Raw genomic sequence first — 16,319 nt, forward strand, 5'->3', positions numbered from 1 at the left:
TCGCGACCCGCAGGAGGCATCGATGCCTGGCCGACCCAGCCGCCGGACCGTGCTCGCCGCGGGTCTCGCCGTCCCGCTCGCGGCCGCCTGCTCGGGTCCCGGCGGCGACGCCCCGCGGGGCGCCACCCGGATCACCTTCTGGTCGGCGCTGCGGGGCAGCCAGCAGGTGGTCGATGCGTTCAACCGCTCCCAGAACCGGATCCACGTGGTGTTCCAGCAGATCCCGTCCGGCGATCAGGGCGGGTACGCGAAGCTGAGCAACGCGGTCCGCGCGGGCAACGCACCGGACGTGGCCACCCTCGAATACCCGCAGGTGCCCGGGTTCGCCATCGACGGGGTCGCGCGGGACATCACCGATCTGGTCGGCGACCGCCTGCGGGCCAAGCTCCTCCCGCAGGCGCTGCGCCTGACGACGTTCGCCGGGCGGGTGTTCACCGTGCCGCTGGACGTCGAGCCGATGGTGCTGCACTACCGCACCGATCTGTTCGCCCAGCACGGTTTGAGCCCTCCTCGCACGTGGGACGACTTCACCGCGGCGGCCCGCAAGGTCCGCGACGACCGGCGCCGGCTGGTCGCCTTCGCAACCGACGGGGCGACCCAGTTCGCGGCAGCCTCCTGGCAGGCGGGCGCGCAGTGGTTCGACACTTCCGGCGGCGCCTGGAACGTCTCCCTCGCCGACGCCGCGACCCGCCGCGTGGCCGGGTACTGGCAAGGCTTGATCGACGAAGGTCTCGTGTTCGCCAACGGCGTCGCGGGCCGGCAAGGGGACGCGCAGATCGGCCAAGGCCTCGTGCTCGCCCGGCTCAGCGGCGCCTGGGACGCGGGAGCGCAGATGAAGGCCCGGCCGGCCCAGAAGGGCCAGTGGGCGATCGCGCCGCTGCCGCAGTGGGATCCCGCGCACCCGGCGGTCGGGACGCACGGCGGTTCGACGTTCGCCGTCACCCGCGACAGCGCCCACCCGGAAGCCGCGATGGAGTTCATCGAATGGCAGGTGTCGCACCCCGACGCGTTGCGCGCCCGGCTCTCCAGCGGCACCAGCAGCCAGTACCCGGCCGCGCCGGACCTGGTCGAGGTCGGGCGGAAGGCGTTCGACCGCCGCTACTACGGCGGCCAGGACATCTACCGGCTGTTCGAAGCCGAGGCCGCGAAGATCCGGGACGGCTGGACGTGGGGCCCGCGGATGAGCGCGACCCAGCGCGTCCTGCAGGACGGGTTCGCCCGGGCGAGCGCCGGCCAGGGCACCCTGCTCGACGCCCTCCGCGACGCCCAGCGCGCCACCATGCCGGACCTGATCGCCCTGGGGCTGGCGACGACCGAGCACAGCAGCTAGAGGAGAGGCGATGACGACGACACTCGCGCGTCCGGAAAGCGCTTCCAGGACGCCCGCGCCGCGCGTCCGGAGACGGCACCGGCCGGGCACCGCCTGCGCCGTGCTGATGGCGCCGTTCTTCGTGCTGCTGGTGGTGGTCTTCCTCATCCCGGCCGGGACGGCGCTGTGGCTGAGCTTCTTCGGCGCCGACGAACCGGGCCTGGGATTCGGCCCGGAGCACACGATCTTCGTCGGGCTGCGCAGCTACGCGGCCGTCCTGGCCGATCCGACGTTCCTCGGCGGGCTCGGCGTCGTCGCGCTGTACTGCCTGCTGTACCTGCCGCTCCTGGTCGTCGCCTCGCTCGGCCTGGCGCTGCTGCTCGACTCGGGGCTCGCGCGGCTGCGGGGGTCGGCCCGGCTCGCGCTGTTCCTGCCGCACGCGGTGCCCGGGATCATCGCCGCGATCATCTGGCTCTACCTCTACATCCCCGGGCTCAGCCCGGTGGTGGACCTGTTCGGCCAGGCCGGGATCACGGTGGACTTCCTCGGCGTCCACACCGTCATCCCGTCGATGGTGAACATCGCGCTGTGGAGCAACCTCGGCTACAACGTCGTCGTCTTCTACGCCGCCCTGCAGGCCGTGCCGCGCGAGGTGGTCGAAGCGGCGGTGGTCGACGGCGCCGGCGGTGTCCGCACCGCGCTGTGGATCAAGACACCGATGATCCGGGCGTCGATCGTGATGGTCGTGCTGTTCACGCTGATCTGGTCGCTGCAGCTGTTCACCGAGCCGATGCTGCTGTCCCAGGCCACGCCGATGATCACCGCCCGGTTCTCGCCGAGCATGTACATCTACGACGCCGCGTTCACCCGCAACAACTACGGGCTCGCCGCGGCCGCGTCGGTGATCCTGCTGGCGTGCACGATCGCGCTGTCCTACGGCGTGACGCGCTGGACCAACCGCGCCCGGGAGGCGGCCGCGTGAACCCGCCGAAGTTCCTCGGCCGCGCGGCGGTCAACACGATCGTGGCGATCTCCGTGCTCTACACCCTGATCCCGGCGCTGTGGCTGGTGCTCGCGGCGATGAAGGACCGGGACGCGCTGTTCGGCAGTGACATCCTCTCGCTGCAGGGGTTCTCGCCGTTGAAGAACCTGCAGGACCTGTTCGCCATGGACAAGGGGATCTACGGCCGCTGGTACCTCAACAGCCTCCTGTACGCCGTCGGCGGCGCGGCGGTCAGCGCGCTGGTCAGCATCGCCTGCGGCTACGCCTTCGACAAGTACGTCTTCCGGCACAAGGAGAAGCTCTTCGGGCTGGTGCTCGCCGCGGTGATGGTGCCGCAGACCGTGCTCGCGCTCCCGCTGTACCTGCTGGCTTCGAGCACCGGCGTCGTCGACACCGTGTGGGCGGTCTTCATCCCGGTGCTGTTCAACCCCTTCGGCGTCTACCTCGGGCGCGTGTTCAGCCAGGGTTACGTGCCCGGCGAGGTCGTGGAGGCGGCGCGGATCGACGGCGCGGGGGAGCTGGCGACCTACTTCCGGGTCTCGCTGCGGATGCTCGGCCCCGGGGTCGTCACGGTGTTCCTGTTCCAGCTCACCGCCATCTGGAACAACTTCTTCCTGCCCATGGTGATGCTGTCGAACCAGAAGCTGTACCCGGTGAGCCTCGGCCTCTACAGCTGGAACAGCGCGGCCACGACGTCACCCGAGTACTACCCGGTGGTGATCATGGGGTCACTGCTGGCGATCCTGCCGCTGGTGCTGGCGTTCGCGCTGCTGCAACGGTTCTGGCGATCGGGGCTCACGGCGGGGGCGGTCAAGTGAGCCGTCCCCGCGCCGCGCTGGCGATGGCTCCCCGTACCGCCGCCGCGGTGCTCGACGACGGCGCGTTGACGGCGTTGCGCCGCATCACCGACCTGGCGGACGGCGTGCTCGACGACTTCACGCGCCCGGCGGCCCACGCCGTCCTGCGTGACGTCGAGCTGCTGGTCACCGGCTGGGGCTGTCCGCCGCTGGACGCCGCCGTGCTCGCCGGCGCGCCGCGGCTGCGGGCGGTCGTGCACACCGCCGGCTCGGTCCGGCGGCACGTCACCGAAGCGTGCTGGGAGCGGGGGATCGCGGTGACGTCCGCCGCGGCGGCGAACGCGGTGCCGGTGGCCGAGTACACCGTGGCGATGATCCTGCTCTCCGGCAAACGGGTGCTCGAACGCGCCCGCGACCACCGGGCGGCCCGCCGCGCCGACGACGGGCTGGGCGTGCCGCCGCACCTGGGCAACTACGGCCGGACCGTCGGCGTCCTGTCGGCGTCGATGATCGGACGGCGGGTGATCGACCTGCTGCGTCCGCACGACTTCCGCGTCCTCGTGCACGATCCCCACCTGACCGAGGCGGAAGCGGCGGAACTGGGGGCGGAAGCGGTGAGCCTGGCCGAGCTGTTCGCCCGCGGCGACGTCGTCAGCGTGCACACCCCGCTCCTGCCCGAGACCCGCGGGCTGGTCGGCCGCGAGCTGATCTCTTCGATGCGGCCGGACACCGTGCTGATCAACACCGCCCGCGGGGCGGTGCTCGACCAGGACGCACTGGCCGAAGCGACCGGAGCCGGCCGCATCCGGGCGGTCCTCGACGTCACCGATCCCGAGGTGCTGCCGCCGGGGCACCCGCTGTGGACCGACGACAACGTGCTGATCACCCCGCACCTGGCCGGCTCGCAGGGCAACGAGCTGCGGCGGCTGGCCGAACTGGCCGTCGCGGAGGTCACCCGCTGGGCGGCCGGGGAGGAGTTCGCCCACCCCGTCCGCCGCGAACGCCTGGGGATGATCGCGTGAAGCTGCCCGCCGGGAACCGCGCGCTGAGCCCGCACACCGGATACACGCGAGACCACTGGATCGCCGCGGCGGACGGCCTGCTGGCGGCGGCCTGGCGCTGGGCGACCCCGGGTGGCGCCCGGCTCGACCTGCCGGGCCCGCCGTCGGGCAGCGGCGTCCGCTCGGACGGCCTGGAGGGGTTCGCGCGGACGTTCCTCGCCGCGGCCTTCCGGGTCGCGGGCGAGGAGGGGAAGGACCCACACGGCTGGCTGGAGCGGTACGCCGGGGGCATCGAGGCGGGGACCCGGACGCCGGGACGCGACGACGCCGAGTCGTGGCCGGAGATCCGTGACCACCCCGTCGCCGGGCAGCCGATGGTCGAATCCGCGTCCGTCGCGCTCGGGCTCCGGCTGACCCGGCCGTGGCTGTGGGACCACCTCGCGCCCGCCGTGCAGGACCGGGTCGAGGCGTGGTTGCGCGGTGCGCTGCGGCACGTCCCGGCGCCGAACAACTGGTACCTGTTCCCGTTCACCGTGGCCGGGTTCCTGTCCTCGGTGGGACGTGCCGACGCCGAGACCGCGCAGGCCCGTGACCGGGCGCTGGAGCTGCTGGAGGGCTGGTACCGCGGCGACGGCTGGTACGCCGACGGCGACGGCCGTGCCTTCGACCACTACAACGGCTGGGCGCTGCACCTGTACCCGGTACTGGACGCCCACCTCGCCGGCGAAGCGACCCGGTTCGGCCCGCGACTGCGCGAACACCTGGAAAGCTTCGGCCTGTGGTTCGGCGGCGACGGCGCGCCGCTGCACTTCGGGCGGTCGCTGACCTACCGGTTCGCGGCCGCGTCGGCGGTCGGCCTCGGCGCGGTCACCGGCGACACCCCGCTGCGGCCGGGCGTGTCCCGGCGGCTGCTCAGCGGGGCGCTGCGCTACTTCGCCGACCGCGGCGCCGTGGACGAGCACGGGCTGCTGAGCCTCGGCTGGCACGGGCCGCACGCGCCGACGGTGCAGCACTACTCCGGCCCGGGGTCGCCGTACTGGGCGTCGAAGGCGTTCGTGTGCCTGCTGGCACCGCCGGAGCATCCACTGTGGACGGCCACCGAGGAGCTCGCGCCGAGCGAGAGCGCCGACACGGTGCTCGCTCTGCCGGGCCCGGGCCTGCTGCTGCAGGCGACCCGCGACGACGGCGTCGTCCGGTTGCACAACCACGGCAGCGACGCCGTCCGGCCGCACGAGGCCGAGTCGCCGGCGGGGGAGAACCCGCACTACGGCCGGTTCGCCTATTCGACCCGGACCGGACCGACCGCGCGGGACAACCCGGCCGACAACCACTTCGCGGTCGTCGTCGCCGACGTCGGCAGCGTCCGGCGCCGGATCCACCCACTTGGCGCCGGCCACGGCGAAGGCTGGGGCTGGGCGGGATCCTGGCACCACCCGGTGTTCGGGCGGGGCCCGGTCCCCGGTCTGCGCGTCGAAAGCGTGACCGTCGTCCGGGGACCGGACGAGCTGCGGGTGCACCGGGTGCTCGGCGCACCGCCGGGCGCGACCGTCGAGCAGACAGGCTGGGCGACCGCACCCGGCGAATCCGTCCTCCGGCCGCTGGCCGGCTGGACCGGCCAGGACGAAGTCCGGGCCCCGCACGGAACGGCGTTCGTCACGTGGGTTTCGCTCCCGAGGCTCACCGCGGATGTCCACGGCACGGCGGTGTTCGTCGCCTTGGCCGTACTGGGCACCGATACGGGCGATCCGGTCGCCGCCGTCACCGAGGAGGGGGCCGAGATCGGCTGGCCGGACGGGTTCTCGGTGCGGATCCGGTTCGGGCCGCTGCAGGTGAGCTCGGTGCGTTGAACGGTTCAAAAGGCGCCCGTTGAGAAAGCGCTTCCTGAGGTTTCGCGGAGGTATCGGCCGTGTTATGTTGGGAGCGCTCCCAATTTCGCCGGCCCGGTCGAGTTTCACTCCTGGAGGCCGGTGCACGCCGGTTGCCGATCAGCTACCTCGGAGTGAGGAGTCCACATGGCCGCGAAGAACTTCGGGTTCGGCGCCGTCCTGTCCCTGGTCGTAGCGCTGGTTCCCGCCGGCGGTGCCGCCGCGGCCGAGCCGCACGTCGCGGCGGCTGTCACGATCCAGAACGACGTGTTCTGGAAGGACACCTCGGGCAACCCGGTCTACTCCCAGGGCGGCGGTGTCCTGAAGGTCGGCAGCACCTATTACTGGTACGGGGCCAAGTACAACGGCGCGGTCAGTTACTACGCCAACCCGGGTGGCGGGAAGAACGGTGACACGTCGCTGAGCGCGATCACCATCTATTCGTCGACCGATCTGGCGAACTGGAAGTTCGAGGGCAACGCGCTGACCGGCGCCGACCTGGGCGGCGGCTGGGTCGGCCGGATCGGCGTTGCGCGGAACCCGAACACGGGCAAGTACGTGCTGGTCTCGCAGCTCGACAGCGGGTTGGTGTTCGCGACCAGCAGCACGCCGAACGGCAAGTTCACCCGCGCGGGCACGCAGTCGAGCATCGCAGGTGTCTCCACCGGCATGTCCGGCGACCAGTCGGTCTTCACCGACGACGACGGCAAGGCGTACCTGATCTACAGCAACAAGAGCGGCCGTTCGCACCTGTACGTCTCGACGTTGCGGGCTTCGGACTTCCTGCAGGTCGATCCGGCGAAGAATGTGTACAACAGCTCGGCGGGTGGGCGTGAAGGCAACATCATGTTCAAGTACAGCGGGACGTACTATTTCTGTTCCTCGGACCTGCACGGCTGGAACGCCTCCCACACGTACTGCATCAGTGCGAAGAACATCATGGGTCCGTACTCGTCGGAGTTCGTGCTGCAGGGCACGGAAGCCGACTTCTCGCACGTGACGCAGACCGGCCTGGCGTTCACGGTGACCGGCTCTCAGGGTTCGTTCGTGGTGTTCGGTGGCGACCGCTGGAGCGACTTCGCCGGCAACGGCATCGGCTACAACCAGTGGCTGCCGGTCACGTTCACCGGGTCGACGCCGGTGTTCCATTCGCTGAGCCAGTGGACCGTCGATGCGGCGGCGGGGACGTGGGCGGTGGGGCGTGGCAACAACTACGTCCTCAACCCGAGTGCCGAAGCCGATCGGGTGGCGCAGAACGATCTCGCCGGCTGGACCACCACCGGCGGTGTGGTGAACAGCAACAAGCAGGGCGGCCACGCGGGACGGTGGGCGTTCGCGCAGAGTTCGTCGTCGGCCTACACCGCCTCGCGGTACCAGAACATTTCGCTGCCGAACGGCACGTACACGCTGTCGGCGTGGGTGAAGAGCAGCGGCGGGCAGAAGAAGGCGACGATCTTCGCCAAGAACTACGGCGGCAGTGAGGTCAGCGCGTCGATCAGCCAGTCGCTCGGGAGCTGGACGAAGGTGACCGTCTCCGGCATCGCGGTGACGAACGGGTCGATCCAGGTCGGGCTGTACTCCGACGCGAACGCGGGCAACTGGGTGAACGCCGACGACTTCAGCCTGGTGCAGAACGGCTGACACCGGTGGGCCGTTCGCCCTTTCCCGCACGACGAAGACGGCGTGAGGAGCAGCACGTGTTGCGTTTCTTCAGGCGAGCTTTTCCCGGATTGCTCGCGGCCGCTCTGCTGGCCGCCTCGGCGCCGGGCGCGCTCGCGTCAGCCGCCGGCGTGAGCTACTACGTCGACGCCGCGCAGGGCAACGACAGCGCGGCCGGGACGGACAGTGCCCACGCGTGGCGCAGCCTGGCGCGGGTGAACCAGGTGACTTTCCACGCGGGCGACCAGGTCCTGCTGCGGGCGGGTGGCCGGTGGAGCGGGCAGCTGTGGCCGAAGGGCTCCGGCGCCTCGGGAGCTCCGGTCACCGTGGACCGGTACGGCGACGGCGCGAATCCGCGGATCGACGGCGGCGGCGCGGTCGCCGATACCGTGCGCCTGGCCGACCAGGAGTTCTGGACGATCCGGCACCTCGAGGTGACCAACCAGGCACCGTCGACGAGCACACCGGGCGCGAACCTGAAGGACCTGCGGGGCATCCACGTCACCGGCACCGCCGGCCGGGCGCTCCACGGCTTCGTCGTCGACGGGGTGAACGTCCACGACGTCACCGGCGAGGTGAACTGGATCGGCGGCGACACGGCGGACGACGCGCCCGGCATCCACTTCAAGACGGGCTGGGACCGCTCGAAGAAGACCGGCGGCATCGTCTTCGACGCCACGGTGGCGAACCCCGGTGCCCCGGCGACACCGACGGTGCTCGACGGCATCACAGTCCAGGACTCCGTCATCGCGAACACCTCGTTCGCCGGCATCGTGGTCAAGCAGTACTCCGGGGACGCCCCGGGCGCCGTGGCCACCGGCTGGGGCAGCCGCACGAGCGCGGGCGACACCAGGTTCACGCCGCACACGAACGTGGTCGTCCGCGGCAACCACATCAGCCAGCCCGGCACTGCCTACGGGTGCAACGGCGTGTACCTCACCGGTGTCCGGCACGCGGTGGTCGAGCGGAACGTCGTGGACCGGGCCGGGACGTCGGGCATCGAGGCCTACTTCGCCGACGACGTCACCGTCCAGTCCAACGAGGTCGCCGGGACGACGCAGAAGGCCCACGGCGCGGACGCCAACGGCATCGACGCCGACAAGGGGACGACCAAGGTGGTCGTCCAGTACAACTGGTCCCACGGCAACGGTGACGGCATCCTGCTGTGCCAGTTCGTCTTCGGCGACGTCGTGCTGCGCTACAACGTGCTCGCCGGCAACACCCGGTACCCGCTGTACCTGCACTCCGACAAGGCGTCGAAGGCGACGGTGTACGGCAACACGCTCTACAACGACCGCGGCAACTACCTGGTCTACGGCTACGGGACGTCGCTGACCTCGTCCTACGACCTCACGGACAACATCCTGTACTCGAAGGTGGCCGGGGCGTCCCTGACCACGAGCTCGACGATCCGCTACGACAGCAACCTGTACGGGGGAGCGACCCTGCCGGTGCCGTCGGGGGACGCGCACGCCGTCCGCGCGGACCCGCAGTTCACCGGGACACCGGACTACACGGCGGGCACACCGGCGTCCGGCCCGCGCCTCACCGCGGCGTACGGTCTGCGCGTCCGGTCCGGCTCGGCCGCCGTGAACCGTGGCGTCGCGATCAGCGGTAACGGCGGCCGGGACTACGCGGGAACCCCGCTGTACACCGGCAAACCGGACATTGGCGCGTTCGAGGTGGGATAGGTCAACGTCCGCCGGCGTCCGTTCCTCTGCTGCCGGGTCCGGCGGGAACTCTAAAACACCCGACGGTCGTTGCTCCTGCGGTCGTCTTGGACGAGGTGCGGGTCGTACACGCCCGAGCGTGCGGTGCGGCGCCACCGCCGTGCGAAGTTCTGCGGGCCGTTGTCGAGATCGATGATCGCGATGGCGGGCTTCCCGGTCTCGCGGCAGCGCACGACCCATCGGCCCGCGGGAGAAATCACGCCGGAGGCCACGTCCTGTGTGGGGCCGGCGTAGCTGATCCAGTAGCTGTTGGTGGCGGCGTGCGCCTGCGCCTGGGTGGCGAAGTCCCCGTCGTCGGTTTGCCGGCCGGCCCCCGCCGTGGAGAACAGGACGCAGTCGACGTCGAGCCGTTCGTACTCGATGAACAGCTCGGGGAAGTGGACCTCCATGCCGAGCAGGAGCCCGAACCGCAGCCCGTCGACGTCGAACGTCACCGGCGCCGTTCCCGGCGTGTACATGTGCGTCACCTTCGTGTTCGACAGCATGCGCTCGTCGTAACGCGTGACGACTTCTCCCCGGTCGGAGATGACGTACAAGCTGTTGTGCGGGCGGTGCGGCGGGGTCAGGCCGTGCACCGAGCCCACCACAGTCCACAGCCTGAGCTTTCGGGCGAGTTCCGCGATTGCGGTCAGTTCCTGGCGCAGCACACCCCACTCGAACCGGGTCCAGTCCGCCGGCCCGACCTTGTCCGGGCCGTCGACGGACATGATCCGCTTGTGCGGAGAACAGGTCGCGCCCTCGGGGAAGTGCACGAGTGCCGCACCCGCCTCGTGCGCCTCGCGCATCAGCCGGCGTATGTCGCTCCCGCTGTCCCGCAGCCCCGCGCTGCGGCGAGGATCTTCGCGGAGCACAGCCTGCGCCACGGCCAGCCGCAGCCGTTTCGGCTCCGTCGGGACGTCTCCTCCCGGAGCTTGCCGGAAGTGCCGGAGAGCGGTCGTGTAGGACTGGCCGGTCTTGGCCGCGCGGGCACGAACCCGGCGTTTGAAGTTCCTGTTCGTCGTCATCGAAGCCCTTCCGCAGCTCGGACGGAAGTTCCCCCAGCGAACACCACGCCCGAGACGGACGGACAAGAACGACGACCCGAGACGAGAAGTCCCTTTGCCCCCATTCGGGACTGCGCTGGGGGCAGTCGGCGGAGGTCCGGCGTGAGCCACGCCGGAGATCACCGTAGCACGGCCCACAGCACAAGCAGGTCGACACGCTGTCATCGGCGGCCGGCCAGTGCACGGGCCGTCACCGCCAGCGAGACAGCCACCACCACGACAACAACCACCACCGTTCGAGCCGCGCCCGGGACTTCTCCAGCCGCACGCCGTGATGCCACAGGAACAGCAGGACGGTGGCGCCCGCGCCGAGCAGAGTCAGCAGGCTGCCGGCCACGATCGGCCCGGTGTGCTCGTCACCTTGGTCGAATTCCGCGCGCCGTTCGTCCGGCCACACCCGGATCTGCACCCGGCGCCCCGGGACGATCACCCGCCCCTGGTGGTGCTCGAAGGTCTCCGTCCTCGTCACCCCGTCGGGTCCGGTGTATTCGACGTCCGCGGTCAGGTGCTCCCGGACGTCGGTCGCGACGACCCGCCCCGGGAAGAGCCCCGCCGACCGGTGCACATCCGCGGCCATGGAAACGCCGGTCCACACCACCGCGAGGCCGCCGACCAGCACCACCAGGGGAAGCCACCGCAAGGCGGCCTCGGGCAGCCAGGACTTCGAAGACGTCATGCCTCCAGCACGCCGGGAAGGCCGCCGCGGTTGCCCGGAAGGCGTGCGACCGGTTCTTCGCCCTGACGGCGCGCGCCGGATGTCACCGATCAGCAGTCCGACGCAGCCCCGGTCGGCCGCCTTGTCCGTGCCGGGCGTGGCTTGGTTTCCGCCAGATCCGGACTTCGGGTGAGAACGGCCATGAAATGGTGGTAGGCACGTTCGACGCGCTGACTGTCACCGGTCGCGTCAAGGTCGAGAAGCAGACCACGCACTTGGGCGACGTAGACCGTGGCGAGTCGTTGTGCTGCGGCCGGACCGCGGCCGCACGCGGCAAATCCGTCGCTGACGATGGCGAGCCATTCGGTGCTGAGCCGGGACCAGGACACCGGAGCGCCGTCCGCACCGAGCCGGCTCGCCGCAGCCAGCTGACCGAACAGCCTGAAGAACTGACCGGTCTCCTCGGGTGGCAGCTCGACGCGCGCGCGGGCGAGTGGCCGAACGCCTTGCCGATGCGCTGCCCGGACTCGTGCACCCGGACTCGGCGCAACGGCTGTCCGACGTTGTCGAATCAACGCAACTCACGTGTTCGCGCATGGCCGCTCGGTCATCTCACCGTGGCTCAACCGGAAGCGGTGCGGATCGACTCCCCGGCTACAACCCGGAACGGGCCGGGTGGCGGACGGTATCAGCCGATCGGTTGGTGTGGCCGGTGATCCGGGCTGGGCTTCGCCGAAGGCGGAATCGTTGCTTTTGCCACGGAAGAAATGCCGTCTTGACTTCGCTGACGGAATCTGCGGTTCTCGGTCTCCGTTACGATGCGTGCGTTCTTGTCGTTTTCGATAGTGCCGGGGTATTGTCCGCTCGTGCCGGATATCGTGTGGTCGCTCAGCGCTGCCGAGCAGCAGCGGGCTCGCAGTTTTCAGTCGGTGAACGGGATCGGGCGGGTCCTGCTCGGACCGACTGTGCCCGATGCCTCGGGGTCGCAATTCAAGACGGCGTGGATCAGCATCGTGCTGCCGATCGTTCCGATCGCCCGCTACTACCTGATGGAGGAAGGCTCGCTGACCTTCGGGACCAAAACCACCACCAGGTACCACATCGTCGGCCGCTCACGGCTGGTAGGGGCGGAGATAGCGCGCACCTACCTGTACTGCTGGCTCGTCGCTCCCCTGATCGGTGCCGGTCCGGCCGCGCTCCTGTTGTCCCAGGCCGACGAGTTGGCCGATTCGATCGGCGTGTTCGCGTTGATCGCATTGTTCCTGGTCACGGTGTTCGCGTCCGTCGCGGCGCTGTCCTATGGGACGAAATTCGTGCGGCGACGGTTCTTCACGCCGCGATCGGTGGTTGTCCGACCGGAGCCGTGACGTTTACGTCGGTGGCGCGCAGGATCAGTTTGGCCGGCAAGCGCCGGATCTCCGGTAGCGGTGCGGGTCAGGTTGTCCGCCGGGGCAGCAGAACCTGCAAAGCTCCCGGGCGGATTTCGCACACGATCGGGAGGTCGAGCTCCACGGGTTCGCCGTCGATGCCGGCGGGCAGGTGCGCCGCGGTGCTGTGGAGGGTGATCCGGGGCGCGGTCCACGTGTGGACTCCGGCGCCCGGTGGCCCGGAGTGCCCTTGCTGCCGTAGTTCCCTGCGCAGCCGCGGGAAAAGGTCGGGCGGTGGCGTGCCGTCCGGGTGCTTGACGACGATTCCGCCGAGCCGGCCGGTGTCCAGGGCGGACCTGTGACCGAGGCGGCGCAGGGAGTCGAGGTCGTACGGGTTGTTGGACACGAGGACGATCTGGGGGCCGTCGATCGGGCCTTCGGCGGTGTCCACGACGGCGTCGATCCGCTGTTCGCCTTGGAGGTATCCGGGTGCGATTTCGGCGAAGGTGCGTGCCTTCGCTTCTCGGTAGCCGGGTGTCAGCAATGCGTCCGCGTAGGCGCCGAAGGAGACGTTGTTGATGAAGATCCGGGAGCCGACCTGGCCGAGATCGACCGGGACGGGGTCGCCGGCGTGCAGCGCGGTGAGCGCCGATACCGGGTTTCGGATGTTCAGGCCCAGATCACGGGCGAAATGGTTGCGGGTTCCCGCGGGGATCACCACCAGCGGCCGCCCGGCTTCGATGGCCACCGCGGCCACGGCGGCGACCGTGCCGTCGCCGCCTGCGACGCCGAGAAGGGCGGCCCCTTCCGCGATGGCGGCACGGGCCAGCGACGCCACGTCCTGGCCCGGGCCGGTCAACCTGACCTGCGCGCCCATCGCCTGCGCCCGCTCGATCAGCCTGAAGCGGGCCACCTTTCCGCCGCCGGAGCGCGGATTCATCACCACCACTGGGCCGGCATCGTTCGCCATCACGATCTCCTCCCGGTTCCGGGGCGGGGCAACAGCTCGGTGACCACTCGACCGCACTGGTCGCCGACCACCGCCCCGACGACGATGTCGGAGGGGTAGCGCACCCCAGTGTGAACGCGGGAGACGGCGACGGTCGCGGCGGCCCGGCGTCCCGGGCCGCCGTTCGCGCGGAGCGTATCGGTCACGGCTGCTCCCTGTCTTCTTGCGGATGAGGTGCTCGATCGGCCGGAGCGGGGTGTTCGGAGATCAGCCGTGGTGCAGCTTCTCCTTGACCGCACCGATTTTCTCGTCGATCTTCGCCTTGGCTTCGATGCGCTTGCGCTCGCGCAACACTCGGCGGGCTTCCTTGCGCGCGGCTTCGGCTGCCGCGTCGGCGGCCTCGACTTCGGCGGTGAGCTGGGCAGCCGGCTGTCGTTCGACGGTCGTCCCGTAGCGGGCGGCGAGCTGGTCCAGCGGCTCCGGGCCGGCCTCCACCGCGTCGACGACCACGGCCGTGGTGCCGGGCGGGATCCGCGCGGCCAGCAGTGCCAGTGCGCTCTCGACGCCGGTGGCGCGATCGACGTCGAACACGCCGCCGACCAGGGCGCCGGTTCCGAAGCCGAGCAGGACGCCCAGCGGACCGCCCAGTACGCCGAGGACCATGCCGGCCAGCCCGCCCGCGGTGGCGCCGGTGCCGACGACCGCGTCGCCCTGCTCGGGCACGTGCAAGGTGCCCTCGGGGGTCCGTTCGACCAGCGCGGCACTGCGGACCTCGAGGCTCGTGAGGGTGTCGGAGAGTCCGTGCAGGTCACTCAGGGCCTGGTACGCCTGGCCGGACTGGGGGAACCGGATGGTGGCGACGGATTCGGTGGGGGTCATGGTGCGCTCCTTCGTTCGTGCCGAACCGGAGGAGCCGGTCCGGGTGCCTGCCAGCGTTTCTGTCATCTACTATCAGTTTTGATGATTTCATCAGTCAAGGAGTGTTGGCTCACACTTGGCATAGCAGATCAGAGTTGTAGTAGCGTCGAAGAGCGATGACGAGGAGGTATCGATGGCGCAGCAAGCAGCCGGGGACAACGCGCCCGTGGGGACGCGACTGGACCGGCGCAAGGCCCGGACCCGGCAGGCTCTCGTCGACGCCGCCGTCCGGCTGATCGCCGAAGGCCGCGGCGAGCGCGCCAGCATCCAGGAGATCACCGAAGCCGCCGACATCGGGTTCGGCTCCTTCTACAACCACTTCGACAGCAAGGAAGTGCTGTTCCGCACCGCGTCCGAGGAAGTGCTGGAACGGTGGGGGCAGCTGATCGACCGCGCCTGCGCCGGCCTCGACGATCCGGCCGAGGTGTTCGCCACCTCCCTGCGCATTTCGGGCCGGCTCGGCTGGACGCACCCCGACCTCGCCCGCTTCCTCACCGGCGCCGGCCTCGGCCTGCTCGACGTCTCCTGGGGGCTGGCACCGCGCGCCCGGCGTGACATCGAAGCCGGTCAGGCCGCCGGGCGCTTCACCGGCACCCACCCCGACGTCGCCCTCAGCGCCGCCGCCGGTGGTCTGCTGGGCCTGCTCCGCGTCCACCAGGACCGTCCCGGCGACATCGGCGAATCCGCCGTCGACCAGCTCGCCGCGGCGCTCCTGCGCATGCTCGGGGTGCCGGCCCGGGACGCCGGGCGCGTCGCCACGCGCCCCCTGCCCGGGATCGAAGCCTGGTAGCCCGCTCCGCCCGCGCCCGGCCGGACCGAAGACCGATGCGGAGAATGAGAACCTGACCACGCGAGGGAGACGCAATGCGCCCACGACGGCCGCCCGTGCCGGCCAATCCGGCGTTGTCGCGGCATCTGCAGGAGCGCCGGCAACGCCTGGAGAACCGCGTCGCCGACCGGATCACGCAGTTCTCCGGTTCGATGAAGTTCGTCTACCTCCACCTGATCTGGTTCGGCTCGTGGATCGGCTTCGGCGTCGAGCCCTACCCGTTCGGGTTGCTCACCATGATCGTGTCGCTGGAGGCGATCTTCCTTTCGACGTTCGTGATGATCAGCCAGAACCGCGCGGACGAGCGGCGGCAGGTGCTGGCCGACCAGCAGTGGCGGACGGTTCAGGCGGAGGAGCGGCAGAACGAAGAGCTGCTGAACTTGTCCAAGCAGATCCTCGAGCTGACGAAGCTCATCCACGCGAACGGCGCCGCGCCCGCTTCGGCGGAGGCCTGACGGCGAGGCGTCAGGCCGCGGTGTCCCGCTCGGGCAGGGTGTCCGGGTCGGGCAGGGGGCGCTGACAGAGAGCGCGTGCTTCGGCGGCGGGGACGCCGAACATGCGCAACAGGTCTTCGGTGACGAGGTCGGTCGCCGCCGCGTCGTCGCGGCCGGGTTCGTCGTGCAGGAGCCGGCCCAGGGTCAGGGCGGCGCCGGTGGCGACGGCGAGCGCGAGGTCGGTGTCGCGCACGGCGATGAACCGGCCGGCCCGGACGGCGGCTTCGATGTCGCGGCGGGCGCGGGGGGCGAGGCCCTGGCCGGAGCTCGCCAGTGCCAGGCCGTTGTGCAGCAGGACCAGGCTGAGTTCCGGGTGCTTGCGGTGCAGCCGCCCGGTGAGCCGGAAGCTCTGCGCGAACACTTCGGCGGGGTCGTCGATGTCCTCGGTGAGGGTGTCCAGGGTGCTGCCGAAAGCTTCCAGCGCGTCTTCGACGGCGGCCTGGAAGAGCTGTTCCTTCGTCTCGAAGTGGTTGTAGAACGACCCCATCCCGACGTCGGCGAGCTGGGTGATCTCCAGGATCGGGACGGCGGTCCGGCCCTCCGCGATGCAGGTCTGGGCCGCGCGCACGAGTGCCGCGCGGGTGCGTGCCTTGCGGCGGTCGACGCGGTTGGGTGCCTGCTCGGCCATGGCTGTCCGTCCTCCCTCACTGGTCACCGACACCTTAGCGCGCTGCGTCATATTTGACGAAATCCTCAGAAG

At 70.5% G+C, this 16,319-nt stretch carries 15 protein-coding genes; 10 read left to right on the forward strand and 5 right to left on the reverse strand.

Features of this window, described 5'->3' with window-relative positions:
* Window positions 1-22 precede the first annotated feature (22 nt).
* From ISP_RS06520 to ISP_RS06550, 7 genes are all read left to right on the forward strand, one after another.
* Window positions 23-1,330 (forward strand): ABC transporter substrate-binding protein, encoded by a 1,308-nt coding sequence (locus ISP_RS06520; RefSeq protein WP_013227189.1) that lies wholly within the window; start codon window positions 23-25, stop codon window positions 1,328-1,330.
* Between the two features lie 10 nt (window positions 1,331-1,340).
* Window positions 1,341-2,291, forward strand: coding sequence for a carbohydrate ABC transporter permease (locus ISP_RS06525; protein ID WP_013227188.1), 951 nt, complete (start codon window positions 1,341-1,343; stop codon window positions 2,289-2,291).
* Window positions 2,288-3,130 (forward strand): carbohydrate ABC transporter permease, encoded by an 843-nt coding sequence (locus tag ISP_RS06530; protein WP_013227187.1) that lies wholly within the window; start codon window positions 2,288-2,290, stop codon window positions 3,128-3,130. The genes ISP_RS06525 and ISP_RS06530 overlap by 4 nt, the downstream gene beginning before the upstream one ends.
* Window positions 3,127-4,131, forward strand: coding sequence for a hydroxyacid dehydrogenase (locus tag ISP_RS06535; RefSeq protein WP_013227186.1), 1,005 nt, complete (start codon window positions 3,127-3,129; stop codon window positions 4,129-4,131). The genes ISP_RS06530 and ISP_RS06535 overlap by 4 nt, the downstream gene beginning before the upstream one ends.
* Window positions 4,128-5,957 carry a DUF2264 domain-containing protein gene (locus ISP_RS06540; RefSeq protein WP_013227185.1) on the forward strand — a complete coding sequence of 610 codons (1,830 nt, stop codon included), beginning with the start codon at window positions 4,128-4,130 and terminating at the stop codon, window positions 5,955-5,957. The genes ISP_RS06535 and ISP_RS06540 overlap by 4 nt, the downstream gene beginning before the upstream one ends.
* A 165-nt stretch (window positions 5,958-6,122) precedes the next feature.
* The gene (locus tag ISP_RS06545) at window positions 6,123-7,616 is read left to right on the forward strand and encodes a family 43 glycosylhydrolase (protein WP_013227184.1); all 1,494 of its coding nucleotides are present in this window, start codon (window positions 6,123-6,125) and stop codon (window positions 7,614-7,616) included.
* A 56-nt stretch (window positions 7,617-7,672) separates the two neighbouring features.
* Window positions 7,673-9,325 carry a right-handed parallel beta-helix repeat-containing protein gene (locus tag ISP_RS06550; protein WP_230468379.1) on the forward strand — a complete coding sequence of 551 codons (1,653 nt, stop codon included), beginning with the start codon at window positions 7,673-7,675 and terminating at the stop codon, window positions 9,323-9,325.
* Between the two features lie 50 nt (window positions 9,326-9,375).
* On the opposite strand, the gene ISP_RS06555 is transcribed toward ISP_RS06550, so the two are convergent.
* Complete coding sequence (locus ISP_RS06555; protein ID WP_013227182.1) at window positions 9,376-10,368, reverse strand: carbon-nitrogen hydrolase family protein; 993 nt, start codon at window positions 10,366-10,368, stop codon at window positions 9,376-9,378.
* Between the two features lie 229 nt (window positions 10,369-10,597).
* Window positions 10,598-11,083, reverse strand: a complete 486-nt coding sequence (locus ISP_RS06560) for a hypothetical protein (protein WP_014467248.1) — start codon at window positions 11,081-11,083, stop codon at window positions 10,598-10,600.
* An 845-nt stretch (window positions 11,084-11,928) separates the two neighbouring features.
* Here ISP_RS06560 and ISP_RS06565 point away from each other — a divergent pair.
* A complete protein-coding gene (locus ISP_RS06565) occupies window positions 11,929-12,429 on the forward strand; it encodes a hypothetical protein (protein WP_230468378.1) in 501 nt (166 codons plus the stop codon).
* Between the two features lie 67 nt (window positions 12,430-12,496).
* Here the strand turns inward: ISP_RS06565 and ISP_RS06570 are convergent, their stop codons facing one another.
* Together ISP_RS06570 and ISP_RS06575 are read right to left on the reverse strand one after the other, a co-directional pair.
* Window positions 12,497-13,456, reverse strand: a complete 960-nt coding sequence (locus ISP_RS06570; RefSeq protein ID WP_326938432.1) for a diacylglycerol/lipid kinase family protein — start codon at window positions 13,454-13,456, stop codon at window positions 12,497-12,499.
* 189 nt (window positions 13,457-13,645) lie between these two features.
* Window positions 13,646-14,257, reverse strand: coding sequence for a hypothetical protein (locus ISP_RS06575; protein ID WP_013227179.1), 612 nt, complete (start codon window positions 14,255-14,257; stop codon window positions 13,646-13,648).
* A gap of 172 nt (window positions 14,258-14,429) precedes the next feature.
* Here ISP_RS06575 and ISP_RS06580 point away from each other — a divergent pair, with 172 nt between their 5' ends.
* Both ISP_RS06580 and ISP_RS06585 read left to right on the forward strand, forming a co-directional pair.
* Window positions 14,430-15,086, forward strand: a complete 657-nt coding sequence (locus ISP_RS06580; RefSeq protein ID WP_013227178.1) for a TetR/AcrR family transcriptional regulator — start codon at window positions 14,430-14,432, stop codon at window positions 15,084-15,086.
* Between the two features lie 74 nt (window positions 15,087-15,160).
* Window positions 15,161-15,580, forward strand: coding sequence for a DUF1003 domain-containing protein (locus ISP_RS06585; RefSeq protein WP_230468377.1), 420 nt, complete (start codon window positions 15,161-15,163; stop codon window positions 15,578-15,580).
* Between the two features lie 10 nt (window positions 15,581-15,590).
* On the opposite strand, the gene ISP_RS06590 is transcribed toward ISP_RS06585, so the two are convergent.
* A complete protein-coding gene (locus ISP_RS06590; RefSeq protein WP_013227176.1) occupies window positions 15,591-16,247 on the reverse strand; it encodes a TetR/AcrR family transcriptional regulator in 657 nt (218 codons plus the stop codon).
* Window positions 16,248-16,319: the final 72 nt, after the last annotated feature.

Origin of the sequence: Amycolatopsis mediterranei, from assembly GCF_026017845.1 — a bacterium.
GTDB classification, from domain to species: Bacteria; Actinomycetota; Actinomycetes; order Mycobacteriales; family Pseudonocardiaceae; genus Amycolatopsis; species Amycolatopsis mediterranei.

Coding starts and splice junctions, on each gene's coding strand:
- ISP_RS06520 (WP_013227189.1), top strand. CDS start 23: ATGCCTGGCCGACCCAGCCGCCGGACCGTGCTCGCCGCGGGTCTCGCC.
- ISP_RS06525 (WP_013227188.1), top strand. CDS start 1,341: ATGACGACGACACTCGCGCGTCCGGAAAGCGCTTCCAGGACGCCCGCG.
- ISP_RS06545 (WP_013227184.1), top strand. CDS start 6,123: ATGGCCGCGAAGAACTTCGGGTTCGGCGCCGTCCTGTCCCTGGTCGTA.
- ISP_RS06555 (WP_013227182.1), bottom strand. CDS start 10,368: ATGACGACGAACAGGAACTTCAAACGCCGGGTTCGTGCCCGCGCGGCC.
- ISP_RS06560 (WP_014467248.1), bottom strand. CDS start 11,083: ATGACGTCTTCGAAGTCCTGGCTGCCCGAGGCCGCCTTGCGGTGGCTT.
- ISP_RS06575 (WP_013227179.1), bottom strand. CDS start 14,257: ATGACCCCCACCGAATCCGTCGCCACCATCCGGTTCCCCCAGTCCGGC.
- ISP_RS06580 (WP_013227178.1), top strand. CDS start 14,430: ATGGCGCAGCAAGCAGCCGGGGACAACGCGCCCGTGGGGACGCGACTG.
- ISP_RS06585 (WP_230468377.1), top strand. CDS start 15,161: ATGCGCCCACGACGGCCGCCCGTGCCGGCCAATCCGGCGTTGTCGCGG.
- ISP_RS06590 (WP_013227176.1), bottom strand. CDS start 16,247: ATGGCCGAGCAGGCACCCAACCGCGTCGACCGCCGCAAGGCACGCACC.